At 44.4% G+C, this 1347-nt stretch carries 2 protein-coding genes; one reads left to right on the plus strand and one right to left on the minus strand.

The window, feature by feature from the left end; genetic code table 11:
* Nucleotides 1–140: 140 nt before the first annotated feature.
* The gene (locus B3D59_RS13955; RefSeq protein ID WP_004072762.1) at nt 141–317 is read right to left on the minus strand and encodes a type II toxin-antitoxin system VapB family antitoxin; all 177 of its coding nucleotides are present in this window, start codon (nt 315–317) and stop codon (nt 141–143) included.
* A gap of 74 nt (nt 318–391) precedes the next feature.
* Here B3D59_RS13955 and B3D59_RS13960 point away from each other — a divergent pair.
* Nucleotides 392–1347, plus strand: a 956-nt coding sequence (locus B3D59_RS13960) for a glycosyltransferase (protein ID WP_286820632.1), incomplete at its 3' end; no start/stop codon positions are given.

The following is a 1347-nucleotide window of genomic DNA, read 5'->3' on the forward strand; positions in this document are numbered from 1 at the left end:
TGGCCGATGTTATGACCAAGCCCTGCAAAAATTAACCCATATGTTTCTTCTGGATTTTTAGACACCCCAGTTAAGGTCCGTATAATTCAAATCCGACCACATTCTTTATCATGTTAAAATGGTTGTCTACGCTATAAATACTACAGCCATTCTGTATTCAAGTCTATAGCACCTTTATACTGCTTAATTTCTGAAATTTTCGATTTGCGAATTAACTCTTCGAGTGCTGTGATTATTACTTTAGTTTTTGTTTTAATTTCGGTAACTTTCATTGCTTCAATGAGCAAATCTTCCGGCAAGTCAAGTGTTGTTCTCATGGTGATTCCTCCTGATGCATACTGTCATATGAATTAATGCATACAATGTCAATATTCGAAACAAATATATAAAAATGAAACAAAAATTTCGGATTGTTCATCTGGTATTCTCCTTTTCAACCGGTGGGATGGAAAAGGGTATTGCCACCCTGGTACAGGCCACTCACCACGAAGTTGAACATATTATTGTTTGCACTACGCAGACAGGTCGATCTCAAGAATTACTGCCCGCCGGAACCCGGGTGATATCGATGGAAAAACCAGATGGCAATTCCATTGGTTTTCTTTTCCGGTTATCCGGTTTGCTCAAATCCCTTGATCCGGATGTGGTTCACACCCGAAACTGGGCAGGGCTTGATGGTGTGATTGCAGCCCGTCTTGCAGGGATCCGGGCAGTTGTCCATGGGGAGCATGGATGGGGGATGGCGGATCCGGATGGCTTGAACCGAAAACGGGTATGGATACGGCGGGTATTGTCTTTTCTGATTCGTGAATATACATGCGTTTCCCAGCAGATGGTGTCCTGGCTTAAGGAGGATATAGGCGTCAGGCAGCGGGTGACCCAAATTTATAACGGGGTGGATGATGAGGAGTACAGCCCCCGTAAAAGTAAGGGAGATAATAACGGGGTTGCCGTCTGCGTAGTTGGGAGACTGGACCCCATTAAAGATCATTTAACATTGTTCAAAGGATTTGCGGCACTCAGAAAACAAATTCCAGAGACCCAGTTGTATGTGATTGGAGACGGGCCGGAAAGAAAAAAACTTGAACAGGCATCAGGAGAGGGAACTATTTTTTTGGGGAACAGGCGGGATATTCCTGACCTTTTAAGAAAGATGGATTTGTTTGTCCTGCCGTCCATCAATGAAGGCATCTCTAATACGATTCTAGAGGCTATGGCTACCGGGTTGCCGGTTGCTGCAACCAAGGTGGGAGGAAACATAGAGCTTGTCCAGGACGGCATTAACGGCCGACTATTTGAAGTCGGGGACTGGGAACATCTTTCTGAGATTATGCTTGATTATTGCCT

Source organism: Desulfobacter sp. UBA2225, assembly GCF_002348205.1.
Classification (GTDB): Bacteria; Desulfobacterota; Desulfobacteria; order Desulfobacterales; family Desulfobacteraceae; genus Desulfobacter; species Desulfobacter postgatei.

Excerpts from the sequence above, each read along its gene's own strand:
- B3D59_RS13955 (WP_004072762.1), bottom strand. The coding sequence starts at position 317 with ATGAGAACAACACTTGACTTGCCGGAAGATTTGCTCATTGAAGCAATG.